The following is a 17,449-nucleotide window of genomic DNA, read 5'->3' as shown; positions in this document are numbered from 1 at the left end:
AAACAAGCAAGTAAATATACAAAAAAACTCGATTTTTGCCCAATCTTGGAAAATATTTGATTTTGTTTACGAGAGATGTATTGTGTATGACAAAATTGTTTAAATTTGCGATGAATTCGAAAAATTAATGATTTTTTATTTTGAAATTATTAAATAAGATTATAATATTGCGTTCGAAAATAAGGAACCCCTATTATGAGTTCTTGTTTTTTACATAAAAAAGTACAATGAAAAAAATACTGTTTACTGCTTTTAGTTTAATTGTTTCATCTTCGGTTTTTGCTGTAGGAGTAATAGTGCTGGAAGGAAACTATCAAGGAAAGAATCTCTATATTCAAAATCCATTTGCTGGATCTGGTGTTGGTTTTTGTGTACAAGAAGTTAGAGTTAACGGAAACGTTACAACAGATGAGATTGCATCAAGTGCATTCGAAATTGACTTTAGAAACTTACAATTGAAGATTGGAGATAAGGTAGAGGTGAAAATTACGCATAAAGACGATTGCAAACCAAAAGTGTTAAATCCAGAGGTGTTAAAGCCGAAAAGTACATTTGAGATTGTTTCAATGGCTGTAGGTTCTGATTTAACTTTCAAATGGTCAACAAAAGGCGAAACTGGTAAATTAGCTTATATTATTGAGCAATTCCGTTGGAACAAATGGGTGAAAGTTGGTGAAGTTGAAGGAAATGGTACTCCTGACCAAAATAACTATTCTTTCTTAGTTGCCCCTCACTCCGGTAAAAACCAGTACCGTGTGAAACAAGTAGACTATACTGGACAACCGAAATTATCTAAAACAGTTGATTATAACTCTACTTCACCTGAAATTACATTCAGCCCGGCTAAAGTGTCCAAAGAAATCGGATTCTTCGCAGGTAGTACACCTACTGAAACCATGTTTGAGATTTATGACCAATTCGGGAACATCGTAAAACGCGGATTTGCCTCTACCGTAGACGCTTCTAATTTGCCCAAAGGTGCATATTATTTGAACTACGACAACAAAATGGGCGAGTTCATCAAAAAATAAGTTGCTCGTCCACTTGGATAACAACTCGAAATGATAAATTTTAAAAAATAATCCCGGTCCCACGATCGGGATTATTTTTTTGTACTAACCTAAATAATTGATAATGTTAAAGATAGAGCATATTGGGATAGCCGTAAAGAACATTGAGCAATCCAACGACCTATTCACTAAATTATTCGGAAAAACGCCTTATAAGCTCGAAAAAGTGGCAAGTGAAGGGGTTTCTACCTCCTTTTTTCAACTGGGAGACAGTAAAATCGAATTATTAGAAGCCACCGATGAGAATAGCCCCATTGCCAAGTTTATTGAGAAAAAAGGCGAAGGAATTCATCATATTGCCTTTGAAGTGGCCGATATTCATGCAGAAATGAAACGGTTACAGTCGGAAGGCTTTACATTACTATCAGAACAACCCAAAAAAGGGGCAGACAACAAGCTGATTTGCTTTTTACACCCCAAAGGAACTAATGGTGTACTGATTGAATTGTGTCAGGAGATTAAGTAAAAAGTCCCGCAAATACGGGACTTTTAGTGGTGGGCCCACTTGGAATCGAACCAAGCACCCACAGATTATGAGTCTGTTGCTCTAACCGAATGAGCTATAGGCCCGGCATTTATACTCTGCGGAGAGTTAGGTTGTATTAACCCTTTTGCATTACTGCAAAAATTGGATTGCGAAATTATATAAATAGAACGAATTAACAAAACTCTACTCCCTTTAAATTGTGGACATTCAATCAAAGAACATAAAAAACATCATCTTCGATTTGGGTGGTGTTATCATCAATATCGATTATTCACTATTGATAGACGCCTTTTCAAAAATTGGACTGCCTCATTTTGAAGCGTATTTTTCTCAAAAAGAACAAAAGAAATTATTTGATATTTATGAGAAAGGATTGATTTCTTCACAATCATTTAGAGACGAACTGAAGAAACAATGCAAACCCGGAACAACCAACGAAGAGATTGATACTGCTTGGAATGCAATGTTGCTGGATTTGCCCTTACAGCGATTGGATTTGTTGATGAAGGTGAAAAAGAACTACCGGACTTTTTTACTAAGCAATACCAACGAAATTCATATGCTTTTTATTAATGATTATTTAACGAAAAAATTTCAGGTCCCTAATTTTAATCAGCATTTTGAAAAGACCTATCTCTCCTATGAAATAAACATGCGAAAACCCGATGCGGAGATATTTCAATTTGTTTTGAATCAAAATGGACTCAAGGCGAATGAAACCCTTTTTATCGATGATTCATCGCAACACATTGAAAGCGCCAATTCCTTGGGTATTCAGACTTACTTCTTAGATGTAAAAAAACAAACAGTGCTGGATCTATTTTAAAACAGATGGTTTTCGAATCAATTTTAAAATGATTATTTTTGTAGAAACAATAAGCTGATGAAATTGATATCCCTAAAAGTAAATTCCTTTTTTCCTTTCTTTTTCTTCTTCTTGTTTTTTGGTAGTTCAGTGATTGCTCAAACAACTGATGATACCGAAAAACCACCCAAAAAAATTGCCGATCCGAAAGATCATATCGTAGTTGATTTTAGTTTTGATTCCTACCGTAACTGGCCAACCGGTATCAGTCAAAAACCATATTCGTTAGGTGGAAATGCCTATTTGATGTGGGATTACCCCTTTGGATACGGTCCGTTTAGTGTTGCTGTCGGAGCAGGATTCAGCACACATGATGTGCATACAAACGGACAACTAACCTATTCAATTGATGGAAAATATACCTCCTTTGTGCCTTTAACTGTAAAGTACAATACCAACAAGTTTTCCATGAATTACATCGAAATACCTGTTGAATTGAGGTTAAGAACACGAGGAGAGAAAAGTTTTAAATTGACCATTGGCGGGAAAATCGGTTATGCCTACAATGTGCATACAAAATATGCGGATGCCGATGGGAAAATAAAAGTGTATCGAATCAAAAACATCGATCCGTTACGTTATGGTATTACGCTCAGAATCGGGTACAACAAATTTAATTTGCAAGGGTTTTATGCGTTGTCTGAAATTTTCAAAAAAGGAAGAGGCGAACCAGGAATGACTCCTTACTCAATAGGTGTCGGGATGTTGTTGTATTAATAAAACAACATCAACCCCAATTCAATAAAAAATCCCAAAACAAATCCTGTATATACTTGCGCAGGACTGTGTGCATTGAGTTTCAGTCGTGCATACCCAACAATTCCAGATAATAAAACGATGGCAATGAACGCAATGCTCATATCCATTTGAACCCGATAAATGATGCCCAGTGCGGCTCCTGCAATTCCTCCAATGCCAATGGTATGCGCACTGATCTTCCACTTGAAATTAATAAGGAACGTGAGCAAAATAGAAATGCCCGCTCCTAAGATGACAATTTTGAAAATACTCGGAAATTCAGCATCGTAAAATAGATAGAACAATGCAAAAAAATAAAGGGCGGTGCTGCTATAGGGAATAATTCGTTCTTCATTGGTTTCCATTTCCAAACTTTGAATCCGCTTCATCTTCAATAATATCAACGCGTTGACGGTTGGGAGTAAAAACGTAAATAAAAAGGTAACGCCCAGAATAATATATTTTAGTAATGCAGGAACAAATGTGGAAATGTAATTTTCTGTAAAAAGATAAATGCAAACCCGTAAGTTGGCATTAATAAAGGATGAAATACATATGAAATAATTTTAGCGAAGCGCGCCTCTGTATCCACCATTACAATTCCTTTCTTAGTCGAGCAACAGGAATATCCAGCTGTTCACGATATTTTGCGATGGTTCTTCTGGCAATATTATAGCCCTTTTCCTTTAATATTTTGGTGAGCTTATCATCGGTTAAGGGTTTCTTTTTATTTTCTGCCGCGATACAATCTTCCAAAATCTTTTTTACTTCACGGGTTGAAACTTCTTCTCCGCTATCGGTTGAAAGCGACTCACTAAAAAACGATTTTAATAAAAATGTTCCGAAAGGGGTTTGAACATATTTACTGTTTGCTACACGCGAAATCGTAGAAATGTCCAAGTTTACTTTTTCTGCAATGTCCTTTAAAATCATTGGTTTTAAAAGCGTTTCATCACCCGTTAAAAAATATTCTTTTTGATATTCCATAATGGCATTCATGGTATACAACAAGGTATAACTGCGTTGTTGTATCGCATCGATAAACCATTTTGCTCCTTCCAGCTTTTGTTTTACAAACATGGAAGCTTCCTTGCTGCTCTTATCTTTTGATTTTGAATATTCTTCCAACATTTGAGAATATTCCTTGCTTACTTTTAAATCGGGTGAGTTACGGGAGTTCAAGGTTAAAATCAACTGTCCCTCTTCATTCACCATCATAAAATCGGCAATCACCTGCTGATGGCTTTTTTGACCATCTGCCATGGAGTTTCCTGGTCGAGGATTTAACTTTAAAATTTCTTGAATAACTTCTTTTAAAGTGTCATCATCAATCTCCAGCTTTTTCGAAATTTTATCGTAATGTTTTTTCGAAAACTCATCCATTTGTTTTTCTACCACTTCGGTAGCGAGCTCGACAATCATGCTTTGCACTTCAATTTTTCTTAATTGAATCAATAAACATTCTTGTAAGTCACGGGCGCCTATTCCAGCAGGTTCAAAATCCTGAATCACTTTTAATAATTCATTTAATTCGTCTTCGGTTGTGGTAATGTTTTGTGAAAAGGCGATATCATCTACAATCGAAGATAATTCTCTTCGTAAATATCCATCATCGTCTAAATTCCCGATGAGGTGCAATGCAATCTGATATTCCCGGTCATCCAGGTCTTTCATCCCTAACTGACTTTCCAACATATCTTGAAAAGTAACGCCTACAGAAAAAGGAATTTCCTTGCGTTCTTCATCCGGACTGGTATTGTTTACTTTGGTTTTGTAGGATGCACCTTCATCGTCATCCATGTAGTCGCTCAAACTAAAATCTTCACGTTGATTGTCGTCATCTTTGGCGGTATCATCAAACTCCTCATCATTATCAAATTCATCTTTCGGCTCATCATCTGTATCTACACCTTCTTCCAGTGCAGGATTGATTTCCATTTCTTCTTTGATACGTTGTTCGAGGGCGATAGTAGGCAACTGCAACAATTTCATCAATTGAATTTGTTGCGGGGATAATTTCTGTAATAATTTTTGCGACTGAATCTGCCTTAACATAATCGTTCTGCTCGTTTCCACAAAATTAACAAAAATTCAGCCAAAAAAACCAGGAAAGGGGGAGGAATGAACGGATAAAAAAATAAGCTCGAAAGGGTGTTCATTTCGAGCTTATTACAAAGGAAAGGTGTTTTTTTATTTCTGCACAATCACACGTTGTTTTGCAAGAATGCTGGTTGGATTCGAAATAATAATCGTATACAATCCTGCAGGATAATTAACTGTTGAAATTTGATCCATCGATGAAGTGGTCAATTGTTTTTCAAATACTTTCTTGCCGGTCATGTCGTAAACAACCAACAACGCATTTTGTACATCAACCGTATTTAAATTACCCAATTCTATGTTTACAAAATCAGTTGCAGGATTTGGGTAGATGTTTAAATTAAGCGTTGTTGTTTCGTTCACAGACGCAATATAGAAGCAGAAATCTGTTGATTGATAATATTCCGTTGTATTGGAACTGAAAGTAGTGTTGGTAACATTTACACCAAGTGGTGAAACATTACAAGTCGTATCTAATTCTGCAGCTAAAATTTGAGCATCATCTGTTGTGTTTTCAACTGGAAAATTATAGTTGTTGCAAATTTCATTTGGATCACCTGAGAATTTGAATACAATAGAAGAAGTATCGTTCAACCAAGCATGAAAGCTGATGTTTGCGCTTGGAGATTTGGAAAATAGTGTTGAATAAGAGAATGGATTTCCGTTGACAACAGCACCAATTCCTTTGCTCCAAGTAACATTACCTGTTGCGCCTAATTTTGTTAACTTGTAAGATGGTGTTGTTGATAATAGAATAAATTCATTTGAGTTGGTTACAATCGCATCGTGATAAGAAGTCGTTCCGGAAAGGTTTTTTGCATAGATAAAATTTCCATTCGCGTCTATCTTCTGAACAAATGTAGCTCCTCCAGTTCCATAAGTTCCTAGGATATAAAAATTACCAAGATTATCCTTTTTGATGGATTTTGTCCAGCGATAGGACATATCCGTATAGGAACGAGACCAAATCAATGAACCATCCGGTGCTAAATTGATAATTGTTTCGAAGTTCTCATCTTTCAAGGTGGAAATACATCCACCACTTAATGTTACTTCAGAACAAAAGCCCGGACATTTTCCATCGTCTCTTGGGCCTGCTAATCTTTTAGTCCACAACACATTTCCATTGGCATCCAATTTAATAATTCCCATAAAGCCATATGCAGAAACAGAAACATAATAATCACCTGAAGGGGTTTCGTTTAAAGAGTGATTATAATAGATGGACACTACTGATGGAACATTTAATTGTTTTTGCCAAAGAACAGCTCCGGCTGAATTAAATTTTACGATAAACAAATCGTTTACATCCCCAAATAAGCAGGTGTAAGCCCCGCTGGCTGAACATGACAAACCTTTCATATTCGTTGCAAGAGTGAAAGATGAAGGGATGATTAAATTCGAGAGGGTAGATACCCCTCCTGTTGCACTAATTTTTTTAACATTAATAAGGCGTTCACCACCAATGGCAGATATCTGATGCGTAATGATATTTTCTCCGGACGGTAACGTAGCTATATAACTGTAGTCGGCTGCAGAGGAAGAAGAAATGGGTAGAACCACAGCATTATCAATTGATAACATAACGCTTGCATCGGTTTGTGCTTGCGCAATCGATGCAGTTAGTATTGCTGAAAATACAAGTAGAAATTTTTTCATGGAGTTCGTTTTAAGTGAGTATTCAACCCATTGTTGTTTCATGAAACAAAGGATTAAGTGACTAATTTATAACAGATTACGGAAAAAAGCAAATAAAATTGGATTAAATTCTGAAACCGATAACCAGTACGTCATCCACCTGTTCGATTTCGCCTTTCCAGGCAAGGAAATTTTTATGAAGTAGTTCTTCTTGCTCTTTGATTGGCTTTTGATAAATGTCGGAAATGAGTTTTTGCATATTTCCTACCATGAATTTTTTTCCTTTTGCACCACCAAACTGATCAGCATATCCATCGGAAAAAATATAAACGATATCTCCTTTTTCAACAGGAATACTATGATTAGTAAATGTGCGTTTGATTTCGTTGTCCATTTCCAAGCCCCCAATCGGAAATTTATTCGCTTTAATCATTTCAAAGGATTCGTCACCAGATTTTCCTTTTCTAAAAATCCATAACGGTCGATTGGCTCCTGCATACTCTAAAATTGTTCCTTCTTCATTTAAGGAACAGAGTGCAATGTCCATTCCATCTCGTCTTTCATTTTCTGAATTGCCACTTTGTTTCAAGGATGTTTTCACTCCAATGTGCAATTCATTCAAAATTTCTGCAGGAGAAGTAATATTTTTTTCCGTTACAATCTCGTTCAATAATGTATTCCCGATAATACTCATGAATGCTCCAGGAACACCGTGGCCGGTACAATCTACCGATGCGATAAATCGTTTGTTGTTTCGTTTTGCAAACCAGTAAAAATCACCACTCACAATGTCTTTTGGTAAATACAGTACAAAAGCATCTTTTAATTCTTTGTGTAAGTTTTGCAATGGTGGCAACAATGCTTCCTGAATATTTTTTGCGTATTTGATACTATCCGTAATATCATGATTCTTCGCTTCAATAATGGCTTTTTGTTCTGTTACTTCTTTGTTAACGATTTCTACTTTTTCTTTTTCTTGTCGCAATTGGAATGTTCGTAATTGGACTTCTTGCTCCAATTCAATTTTTGCTTTTTGAAGGTTGCGTGTTCTCACTACGATGAATAAATAGATGAGTGCGAAAATGATAATAACCGCAATAGTATAGAACCACCAGGTTTGATACCATGGAGGAAGAATCGTGAATTTGAAGGTCACATCTTTTTCATTCCACAATCCATCATTGTTCATTGCTTTCAGATGAAAAGTGTAGTCTCCAGCAGGCAAAGAAGAATAGGTGGCTTCCGTTTTGGAAGTAGGAGGAAACCAATCTTCATCTGCACCTTCTAATTTGAATTGATATTTTACTTTATTCGGGTTGGTGATACAAACACCGATAAAATCGAAGGTGATGTGGTTTTTATCATAAGGCAAAACCAATGTGTTTGGTAGGTTTGTAATATTGTCGATGCCTTCTGAATATTTTGTTAAGTCGTCATCAGCATTTTGAAAAAACAAACGTATTCCGGTAATGCGTGTTAACGCTTCCTGATGATTGATTTTATCAAAATTAGGATTGTAAACAGTGGCTCCTTTAATTGTTCCGAACCAAAGATTACCTTGGTCGTCTTTCATTTGTGAATTAAAATTACATTCCACACCTTGCAAGCCTTCCTCTTTTCCGTAGTGTTTGATGTCGAGTGTATTGTTTGTTCGAAGTAGTTCGAGGTTTATTTTGTCGATTCCGTTGTTGGTTCCTATCCACAAGAAATCTTTATTAAGTAACATCAAGTATACCTTGTTAGCAGCCAGTCCATCTTTTATACTGATGTTTTTGAAGGTGGTATAATCGTAACTAAAAATTCCTTCGTCTGTTCCAAACCAAAGCAATCCGGATTTGTCTTGTAAAATAGAGATGACACGTTTGTTTGTAAAACCGTTTGATTTATTAAATCGTTGAAATGAGTTGCCATCGTATTTAATCACACCATTTTCTGATGCCAGCCAAAAAGCATCCTTGTGATCTACAAAAATGTTGTATACCGGAAGGTTCACCTCGAAATTTTTGGTGTTTTTTGAATCGAGTGTGGTAAACGTATTGTTTTTAAAATAGGACAATCCGGAAGCTGTTCCAATCCAAATGGTGTTTTTTGCATCGATGTAAATGGATAGAATATTGTTTTCTGGGAGTCCATCATTTTTAGAATAGTTGTGAAAAGATTTTCCATCAAAAACGCTTAAGCCGGATTTGGTTCCGAAATAAATGTTTCCTTGTTTGTCTTCTGTGATCGCTTGAACATCATTATCGGCTAATGAGTGTTGAATATCTTTAATGTTTACTTTGTAATTGATTATTTTACCATTTATCAAGCATACTACACCAAAATCTTTTACACCCATCCAGATGTTTTTTCGCGAATCTTGAAAAATACATTTGATATAATCGCCTGGCAAACTATCTTTTGAACTATATGAAACAAATGCTTCACCGGTAAATTTTGAAACACCAAATCCATCTGTTCCAAACCAAAAATTCTCTTCACGGTCCTGTAATCCACACATCAATATATTGCTTGCCAGTCCGTTTTTACTCGTGTATTTTCGATGCGTAAATCCATTGTATTTATAAATACCTTCGCTTGTTCCAAACCATAAATTATTTTTTGAATCGGGAATGATGGACGTGAACGCAACATTTTCTTGTCCTGGGATATTTACTTTTTCAAGTGCTCCTCCGGTAGTAATGCGATTGATTCCGGAGTTGGTTCCAATGTATACATTGCCTTGTAAGTCTTCATTGATAGAGCGCACAAAATTATCTTGCAATCCTTTGGAACTACCGTAATAAGTAAATTTTTTAGTAGTAGTATTGTATTTGATAACGCCATCTGTAATGGTACCAAACCAAATGTTATTTGCTTTGTCGGCATAAATAACAAAAATGCGCGCTTTGTTTAGGAGAGTATCTGAATTAAATGGAACAATTTTATTGTTGATGAGTTGACAAACACCTTTACCTGTTCCAATCCAAACTATGCCATCCCGGTCTTCTAAAACTTTATATACACGATTGTGTATTAATCCATTTTTTTCGGTGAAGTTGAGCCATTTTTTTCCATTCAAAACGCTCAATCCTCCATTGGTCCCGAAAAGCATGTTTCCATTTTTTGTTTCGGCAATCGAAAAAACGACATTGTTAACAAGGCTGTCGTTTTCGGTATAATTCACAAATTTGTTACCATCGTATTTGCTTACTCCACCATTGTTTGTACCAAACCAAATGTTTCCATTTTTATCTTGACACATCGACAAAACTTGTGATTGCGCCAAACCGTGCTCGACATTAAAATTGTGAAAGTCGTATGTTTGAGAAATAGCAACGTTGTTTGCAATGAGCAAAAAGAAAAGTGGGAAGAATATTTTGAAGTGTTTTTTCAAGCCGTTTATTATTCGAATTAAAGATAGGAAAAAATAAAAAGCCCCTGCGTGATTGCAGGGGCTTTTTTATTGGAACGTTTTTTCTTAAGAGATTTTGATCCCGTTTTGATTAAAATTCTGCTGTTTTTGGAGCACGTGGGAATGCAATTACATCACGGATATTTGTCATTCCTGTAACGAACAATACTAATCGTTCAAAGCCCAATCCGAAGCCGGCATGTGGAGCTGTTCCGAATCTGCGGGTATCTAAATACCAATAGAGTTCATCAGCCGGAACATGCATTTCTGCCATTCGTTTTTCTAATAAATCCAATCGTTCTTCACGTTGTGAGCCTCCAATAATCTCACCAATTCCTGGGAACAAAATGTCCATGGCAGCAACCGTTTTTCCATCATCATTTTGACGCATATAAAACGATTTGATGTCTTTTGGGTAATCAGTTAAAATCACCGGCTTCTTAAAATGTTTTTCTACCAGATAACGTTCATGCTCGCTTTGCAAATCAGCACCCCAATTTTCAATAAGGTATTTGAATTTTTTCTTTTTATTTGGTGTTGAATTTTTCAGAATTTCGATGGCTTCTGTATAGGTTAATCGTTCAAAATTATTATCCAAACAGAAATTTAATTTCGAGATTAAATCCAGTTCAGAACGCTCATCTTGCGGTTTTTGTTTTTCTTCCTCTAACAATCGATTTTTTAAAAAATCAATTTCTTCAGAGCAAGTTGCTAATGCATGTTTGATAACATATTTTAATAAATCTTCTGCCAACTGCATATTGTCTTTCAATTCGTAAAAAGCCATTTCCGGTTCAATCATCCAAAACTCAGCAAGGTGTCGAGTCGTGTTTGAATTTTCAGCACGGAACGTAGGACCGAATGTATAAATGTCACCAAATGCCATTGCCGCAAGCTCTCCTTCTAATTGACCGCTTACCGTTAGGTTTGTTGATTTTCCAAAAAAGTCTTGTTTAAAATCTACTTTCCCGTCTTCTGTTCGGGGCGTATTATCAAAATCCAAAGTCGTTACGCGAAACATTTCTCCCGCGCCTTCTGCATCGGAAGCGGTGATGATGGGCGTATGCATATACACAAATCCACGCTCATTAAAAAACTGATGAATGGCAAACGCCAATGCGTGACGCACTTTAAAAACTGCATTAAAAGTATTTGTGCGGAATCGCAGATGTGCAATTTCTCTTAAAAATTCCAGACTATGTTTTTTGGGTTGCAACGGAAATTTTTCTGCATCACTGTCTCCTAAAATTTCAAGTTGTTTGACTTTAATCTCAACTTTTTGACCTTTTCCCAACGATTCAATCAGTTCACCGGTTACACTTACAGCAGCTCCTGTGGTCAATCGTTTTAGTAATGCTTCATCCATTGAAGTAAAGTCAACAACGGCCTGAATATTATTAATTGTAGACCCGTCATTGATGGCAATAAATTGATTGTTACGAAATGTTCGCACCCAACCTTTTAAATTTACTTCTGTTCCGTATGCTGTTGAATCTAACAGCGCTTTCACTTTTGTTCTTTCCATAATGTTTTGTTTTTCCTAAAATAGGTGTGCAAATGTACTAAAATAAAAAAAGCCACCCCGATGTTCAAGATGGCTTTTAGATTGTTTGTCGTTCTTTTAATCTACCACCACTAAACGTGTTGTTTGTGATTGATTATTTATATTCAGTTTAATAAAATACACACCCGGATTAAGGTTGTTTAAATTGATTTGTTGTTTCCCGGCTTGTTGCGCTGTATTGACTGGGGATTCCAGTTTTTTCCCTAAAACATCAAACACCTCTAACTGAACAAAGCCGGATTTTGTTAAAGTATATTCTATCGTTGTATTGTTTTTTGTCGGGTTTGGAAAAACAGTAAATTGGTTTTCGTTGGTTGCACTTACAATACTTGTTGTTAAAGGAAATAATGGATAAACAGATACACTATCTGCTTCATAATCCAATTGTGTGAATACAAAATTGGTTGCCGTAACAATTATATTGTATGCCGAATCTCTTTGTAAACCAGGGATATCAACATATACCGTGTAAAATTCACCCGGTAGATTTATTGGAATATTACTAAAAGCATAATTTCCGGTAGGGTCGGTTTGTGTATTTGTTACCAATGCTCCACCCGGATTTTTTCCAAGTTTTACATCAATCCCCGGGATGGGTTCACCTGGTAAGCGAACAAAACCAAAGCCTTCGGTGATTTGTCCGCTCAGCATACCAGGACCGGCAGTTACAATTCCTTCAATTACATATACATCAGCAGTATCCGTTGTACAACCATGTGTTTTAACCAATGCGGTATCCCACAAATATTCACTGTCGTAATAAGTAGGAACAGCTAAAGGATAAACTAAGGTATCTGCAAACACTTCAATTAAATAGTCACCCGGTGGAATCGCGGTGAAATGGCAATAGCCAGCTGCATCAATACTGCTCACTTGAATACTATCAAAACTGGTATAAGCGCTTAAATAATTAAAAAGCACTGCGGTGTTTGTGCCACTATTTAAATCACCACCACTGTACGTTACTTTTCCATAGATATCAGCATCTGCAATTGTAATTACAGTGGTGTCGGTATACAAGAAAAAGCAAGGACCTGAAGATTGGTAGGTGATGGTATGTGTTCCGATTCCCGCAATTGAAGGGTCGAACGTTCCAGTAAAACTATTCGTGATTCCTGTTCCGCTCCAAGTTCCACCGGTAGATGCCGCAACAAGATTAAACGGAGCAGCATTCGAGCAAACATTGCTTACATTCGTAATGGTAGGATCCACATAAGGATTAAGTGTGAATCCGGTATTTGAATTGGTGGAAGGACAACCTCCTGCTGCAGCAATTGTATTGGTGATGCTGTATCCGCCCGGTGTGCTGAGTGTTAAATCAATTTCTCCGGTAGAAGGGTTAATCACAATACCGGCTGGTGAAACTGTAAATGTTCCTGCGCTTGCTCCTGGTCCGAATAATGGAAAAATATTTGGCGTGTTTTGGCAAGCCGGACTCGCATAAGAAAAGGTCGCACTTGGATAGGGATTAACAGTAACAAAAGGAAAAGCTTGACTCCCTGTACAACCTGCCGCAACTGGTGTGAAAATATAAACCATTGTTCCTGCTGCTGCTGTAGTTGCTGTTAAAGTGTCAAACACATACGTTCCTGTTCCAGAAGCGTCCGCTCCAGTTACATTGGTTGCAAAGGTAGTCCACGTAAATGTTGTTCCGGGAACATTTGCACTCACAGAAAAAGAAACGGTATCTCCGGAACATCTTGTTAAAGGAGAGGTGGTGGCTGTTGCAACCGGTATCGGATTTACAGTTAGATTCGTTGTAATATTACTTCCTACACAACCTGCAGCTGTTGGCGTTACTGTATAGGTTACTCCTCCCGGTCCTGCAGTAGTTGCTGTTACACTTTGAGCAATAACAGTTCCACTGCCTCCGCTATGTCCGGATACACCAGATCCAAAAGCGGTCCAGGTATAACTTGTACCTGCGACTGTGCTGTTCAATACAAAATTGGAAGCAACACCAGAACAGCGTGTTTGAGTTGTAGGAGTAGAAGTTGCAACTGGCGTTGGTTTTACAGTTGCAGAATAATTAATTGTGGGACCTGTACAACCAGCTAATGTTGCAGTAACAGATATTGTACCTCCTATTGAAGTTGAACCAGTGTTGGTTGAAGTATAGGAAGGTGTGTTTCCACTACCCCCTGAGCCTAATCCAATTGCTGTATTTGTATTTGACCAAATAAATGTAGCTCCAGATGGAGTGCTGGTATAGTTTGTGGCAGGTCTTACTACTCCGTTACAAACCACGCTACTTACCAAAGGAGTAACTACAGGGCTTGGTCTAACAGTAATTGTATAAATCGAAGGAGGCCCGCTACAACCTGCTAAGGTAGCTGTTACAGAAATAGTAGCGACTACTGGGGTTGATCCAGTATTTGTTGCAGTAAAAGCGGGTATTGTACCTGTTCCGCTAGCTGCTAATCCAATTGAAGGATCAGAGTTTGTCCAATTAAATGTTGCACCAGCTGGTGTACTTGTGAAACTAGTAATTGACGTTGCATTCCCATTACAAATAGAAGTGCTTAGTATGGCATCGACAGCAGGAAGGGGGTTAACTGTAATTGTTACTACATCAGTAGCTACAGCCAATAATGCATCCGTAACTTGCAAGGTGTAGGTTGTTGTTGTTGTAGGTGACGCGATTGGATTTGCAACAGTAGTTGAGCTTAAGCCAGTTGAAGGTGACCAGAAGTAGGTATAACCACCAGCCCCAAAAGTTGCAGTTGGCGAGCCACCAATTGTTGCGCTGGAGCCAGAACAAATTGTTTGATTAATACCTGCATCCGCTGCGAGTGGTTGTGCAATTATTTTTATCGATGTAAAAAGAAGAATCAGTGCTACACTGAATCCAATTTTAAAACTAATTTTTCTTTTGGAGTAATTCATGTTGTTCTATTTATTCAGTAATGATTAATCGCTGTGTGCCGATTTTATTGTTTGCACGCAAGGATATAAAATAAATGCCACTGCTTAAATTTAAATTCGATGTGGTGTATTTATAGGTTCCCGATTTTTTTGTTGAATTTACAAGAGAAGAAATTTTCACACCAAGCACATTGTAAATTTCAAGTTGAACATCCGAATCGTTTTCTATAGTATATTCAATGGTGGCTGTTCCTTTGGATGGGTTTGGGAAAACAGAAAATTTATTTTCAGCTGCCATTTCCGGATTTGTTATTCCTACTGTTGAACCAACGATGTAGATGGTGGTTGAATCCACATAATAATCTAAATTGTAAAATTGGTTGTTGGTTGCATCCACCGTAACAGAGTAGGAGGAGTCTCTTCCTAATCCAGGAATATCAACATACACCGTGTAGTATTCTCCAGCAGTATTAAAATCAACACCGGTAAATGTGTACACACCGGAACCATTTGTCGAGCCACTCGTTACCATCGCACCACCGGGATTTTTTCCAAGTTTTACATCAATCCCCGGAATAGGCTCTCCGGGTAATCTCACATCTCCACTCGCCATCATTAAAGATCCGAAACCAACTCCTTCGATGATTGTGCCCGTAATCATACCAATTCCGGATCCAACGCCCAGCTCTTCAATCATCGTAATGTTTGCCGTATCATTTACACTACAACCGTGAATAAAAACGGTTGCAGAGTCCCAAGCCCATTCGTTTCCGTAATAGGTCGGATTAAGCAATGGATACGCCAATGTATCTGCAAATACTTTGATTAAAAGACTATCGCTGTTTAATGCTGTAAATAAATAATCGCCACTGGCATTCAATGGTGCAACTTGTATTGTGTCGAAATACGAATAGCCGGATTTAAATCGAAAGGCAACTGCGTTTCCGCTGGTTACATTTCCTCCGGAATAACTAACATGTCCGAACAAATCAGTGCTAGGTGTTACTGTAAAACCTGACAATACACCATTGGACTCACAACCATTTGCATCGGTAACAGTTGCATATACATCAAAGTTTGTAAGTGCTGTCACAACAATTGAGACACCGGTTGCACTAAAGCCTAATTCATCGTGCCAATGTACACTATAAGGACCTGTTCCTCCTGAAATGGTATCAAAAAGTGTGACTTCTGTTCCATAACAATACGGTTGATTCGAAGTCGGATTTGAGTTCGGGATAGGATAAACGGTAATTGTAGTTGTTGTGCTATCTACACAAGTTCCGTTGCGTTCAATTAATTTGATGGTTTGTGTTCCTAAAAAAGTTGGGGTAAAATAAAAACCACCTGTTCCGGAATATTGCAAGGTATCATTCACATACCAATCATTTGTAACTGCGGTGTATAAAGTATCATTTACCCAAATTGGTGTGCCCAAGCAGGCCACTCCTGAAGCAGGAGAGATGGTTGGTGTTGGCGCTTGGCATAATCGCCATACTTCAGCCCAACTCCAAGTGAAATTATTGGATCCTTGGTAAACAAAGTTTTGAAAATATCCCAAATAACCTCTTCTGTTAGTCCCTCCAAAGGCATCATTATTATAATTAATAAATGTTGTTCCATCCGAAGTTGCATAAACATAGGTGTATTCAGAGCCTCCTCTGGTTTCGCCTGAAGGAGGAGCAAATGCAGCTAATCCTGACATCCAGCTGTAAGCACTTACCCAAAGTTTTCCATTTGCAACAAGTAGGTCATTGATACCATAGAGATTGCCTCCATTTGTAAATCCATCCGTTATGATTGGATTCCAAGTAATACCATCGGCTGTATTCCATATTTGTGCACCATCGGTGGTATTGTATGTAGATACATAAAGTTTATTTTGAAAAACTTCCATTGCGGTGAATGAACTATTATCGATATCGTTGAAGCCCGTGTCAGCGGGGAAATTCATCGCCCAGTTGTTTCCATCGGAAGATTCATAAATAAGTGCTCCATCGGTGCAAGCATAAACTTTATTGTTAAATACAACCATATCCGTGAAGGCAGTACTCATTCCCGGAGCGAAATCTAAAACGTTTGTCCAAGGCCCACTTCCGGCATAATCATTTTTCCAGATTTCCGGACCATCCGTACCATTTCTAACAGCAACGAGAATACTGTCGTCACCACCTGTGGAAGTAAAATATGTGATTGCTGATATTTCATAATAATTACCAATCGGGTTTACAAATGGTATGTGTGGCAAAGAATCCCATGCACTACCATCATAGGATTTTAAAACGATAGGACCATCAGTATAGTTCTTGGTGCCGGCATGTAACCATCCTCCTGCTGCTGTAGTTGAGTTGAGGACAGAGGTATTCATTTGATTTGCATTCATCAATGTTGCATAGTTCATCTCTTGTCCCCATGTTCCGCTGTTACCGCTGGTAGAGCTGAAAATAAAAGCTCCGGGAGTGCCTATATGACCACAGGCTGCAAAGAAACGATCTTTAAAGGGTTTTAATCCACTTATTTGCAGTGAACTATAACCGAAACCTGTATTGTCAACCATTTCCCATGTTTGGGCAAATGAAAGGGAGTTTATAAAAAGAAAAATAAGGATGAATATTTTTCTTCCGGGAAATGTAGTTTGTTTCATGTGTACTTCATTTTTTTTGCGTGCTAAAAATAAGCCTTTTAAACGAATGTAAAAAATAAAAAAGGTGTACATTCTCATCTGCAC

The 17,449-nt window shown here is 37.5% G+C and carries 11 protein-coding genes and 1 tRNA gene; 4 read left to right on the top strand and 8 right to left on the bottom strand.

Annotated features, from left to right (window positions below):
• Nucleotides 1-227 precede the first annotated feature (227 nt).
• Both IPP64_17010 and mce read left to right on the top strand, forming a co-directional pair.
• A complete protein-coding gene (locus IPP64_17010) occupies nt 228-1,031 on the top strand; it encodes a hypothetical protein (protein MBL0331062.1) in 804 nt (267 codons plus the stop codon).
• A 103-nt stretch (nt 1,032-1,134) separates the two neighbouring features.
• Entirely contained in the window at nt 1,135-1,536 is a 402-nt protein-coding gene (gene mce / locus IPP64_17005) for a methylmalonyl-CoA epimerase (GenBank protein MBL0331061.1), read from the top strand.
• A gap of 27 nt (nt 1,537-1,563) precedes the next feature.
• Here the strand turns inward: mce and IPP64_17000 are convergent.
• Nucleotides 1,564-1,640, bottom strand: a tRNA-Ile gene (locus IPP64_17000).
• A gap of 122 nt (nt 1,641-1,762) precedes the next feature.
• Between IPP64_17000 and IPP64_16995 the strand changes: the two genes are divergently transcribed.
• On the top strand, nt 1,763-2,383 hold the full coding sequence (locus IPP64_16995) for an HAD family phosphatase (protein MBL0331060.1): 621 nt from the start codon (nt 1,763-1,765) through the stop codon (nt 2,381-2,383).
• A 57-nt stretch (nt 2,384-2,440) separates the two neighbouring features.
• Nucleotides 2,441-3,139, top strand: a complete 699-nt coding sequence (locus IPP64_16990) for a PorT family protein (protein ID MBL0331059.1) — start codon at nt 2,441-2,443, stop codon at nt 3,137-3,139.
• On the opposite strand, the gene IPP64_16985 is transcribed toward IPP64_16990, so the two are convergent.
• The 7 genes from IPP64_16985 to IPP64_16955 all read right to left on the bottom strand — a co-directional run bounded on the left by IPP64_16985 (nt 3,136) and on the right by IPP64_16955 (nt 17,365).
• Nucleotides 3,136-3,549 (bottom strand): hypothetical protein, encoded by a 414-nt coding sequence (locus IPP64_16985; GenBank protein ID MBL0331058.1) that lies wholly within the window; start codon nt 3,547-3,549, stop codon nt 3,136-3,138. The genes IPP64_16990 and IPP64_16985 overlap by 4 nt on opposite strands.
• Before the next feature lie 205 nt (nt 3,550-3,754).
• A complete protein-coding gene (rpoN, locus tag IPP64_16980; GenBank protein MBL0331057.1) occupies nt 3,755-5,215 on the bottom strand; it encodes an RNA polymerase factor sigma-54 in 1,461 nt (486 codons plus the stop codon).
• Nucleotides 5,216-5,350: 135 nt separating this feature from the next.
• Complete coding sequence (locus IPP64_16975; GenBank protein MBL0331056.1) at nt 5,351-6,919, bottom strand: T9SS type A sorting domain-containing protein; 1,569 nt, start codon at nt 6,917-6,919, stop codon at nt 5,351-5,353.
• 103 nt (nt 6,920-7,022) lie between these two features.
• Nucleotides 7,023-10,274: a SpoIIE family protein phosphatase gene (locus IPP64_16970; GenBank protein MBL0331055.1), complete on the bottom strand. Its 3,252-nt coding sequence runs from the start codon at nt 10,272-10,274 to the stop codon at nt 7,023-7,025.
• Between the two features lie 109 nt (nt 10,275-10,383).
• Nucleotides 10,384-11,817 carry an asparagine--tRNA ligase gene (gene asnS / locus IPP64_16965; protein ID MBL0331054.1) on the bottom strand — a complete coding sequence of 478 codons (1,434 nt, stop codon included), beginning with the start codon at nt 11,815-11,817 and terminating at the stop codon, nt 10,384-10,386.
• 96 nt (nt 11,818-11,913) lie between these two features.
• Nucleotides 11,914-14,742 carry a T9SS type A sorting domain-containing protein gene (locus tag IPP64_16960; protein ID MBL0331053.1) on the bottom strand — a complete coding sequence of 943 codons (2,829 nt, stop codon included), beginning with the start codon at nt 14,740-14,742 and terminating at the stop codon, nt 11,914-11,916.
• Between the two features lie 10 nt (nt 14,743-14,752).
• A complete protein-coding gene (locus IPP64_16955; GenBank protein MBL0331052.1) occupies nt 14,753-17,365 on the bottom strand; it encodes a T9SS type A sorting domain-containing protein in 2,613 nt (870 codons plus the stop codon).
• Nucleotides 17,366-17,449: the final 84 nt, after the last annotated feature.

Source organism: Bacteroidota bacterium (assembly GCA_016722565.1).
Classification (GTDB): domain Bacteria; phylum Bacteroidota; class Bacteroidia; order 2-12-FULL-35-15; family 2-12-FULL-35-15; genus 2-12-FULL-35-15.
The sequence above is the reverse complement of the archived record's forward strand: the minus strand, read 5'-3'. Positions and strand labels throughout refer to the sequence as shown.

Excerpts from the sequence above, each read along its gene's own strand:
- IPP64_17010 (MBL0331062.1), top strand. The coding sequence starts at position 228 with ATGAAAAAAATACTGTTTACTGCTTTTAGTTTAATTGTTTCATCTTCG.
- mce (MBL0331061.1), top strand. The coding sequence starts at position 1,135 with ATGTTAAAGATAGAGCATATTGGGATAGCCGTAAAGAACATTGAGCAA.
- IPP64_16990 (MBL0331059.1), top strand. The coding sequence starts at position 2,441 with ATGAAATTGATATCCCTAAAAGTAAATTCCTTTTTTCCTTTCTTTTTC.
- IPP64_16985 (MBL0331058.1), bottom strand. The coding sequence starts at position 3,549 with ATGAAGCGGATTCAAAGTTTGGAAATGGAAACCAATGAAGAACGAATT.
- rpoN (MBL0331057.1), bottom strand. The coding sequence starts at position 5,215 with ATGTTAAGGCAGATTCAGTCGCAAAAATTATTACAGAAATTATCCCCG.
- IPP64_16975 (MBL0331056.1), bottom strand. The coding sequence starts at position 6,919 with ATGAAAAAATTTCTACTTGTATTTTCAGCAATACTAACTGCATCGATT.
- asnS (MBL0331054.1), bottom strand. The coding sequence starts at position 11,817 with ATGGAAAGAACAAAAGTGAAAGCGCTGTTAGATTCAACAGCATACGGA.
- IPP64_16960 (MBL0331053.1), bottom strand. The coding sequence starts at position 14,742 with ATGAATTACTCCAAAAGAAAAATTAGTTTTAAAATTGGATTCAGTGTA.
- IPP64_16955 (MBL0331052.1), bottom strand. The coding sequence starts at position 17,365 with ATGAAACAAACTACATTTCCCGGAAGAAAAATATTCATCCTTATTTTT.